1 protein-coding gene is annotated in these 360 nt (G+C 44.2%); it reads right to left on the bottom strand.

The features are described from left to right. On the bottom strand, positions 1-360 hold a 360-nt coding region (locus KH400_RS22655; protein WP_217228482.1), incomplete at both ends, for a TMEM164 family acyltransferase.

Raw genomic sequence — 360 nt, 5'->3', positions numbered from 1 at the left:
ATTTCGCCACTCACCATCAACATCATTGGATAGGCAATCAACAATGCGTGGATCAAGAAACTTTGCAATGCCCATTGATTCATAATTGGATAGTACGCCCAATCTGGGAAAATTTCAGCGGCGAAAGCTCCCCAAATCGTTAAACTATACAAAATTTCCCGGGTGGTTTTGTTAGGATGGATGGCATCCACCGCAATCATCATCAACCCAAAGCCACACAAATGCAGTGGCAACAAACTTGGTTCCCATTGACCAGTCACAGCCAAATAGAAATCCTTAAATAATTCCATCGTCCAAATGGCAATCGCAATCCCCCAACGCATGTGGCGACGACGATTGTCAGTTGCTGCAGTATAATAG

It is taken from the genome of Desertibacillus haloalkaliphilus (assembly GCF_019039105.1).
GTDB classification, from domain to species: Bacteria; Bacillota; Bacilli; order Bacillales; family KJ1-10-99; genus Desertibacillus; species Desertibacillus haloalkaliphilus.
Note: the sequence above shows the minus strand (reverse complement) of the source record. Positions and strands in the feature narration are given on the sequence as shown.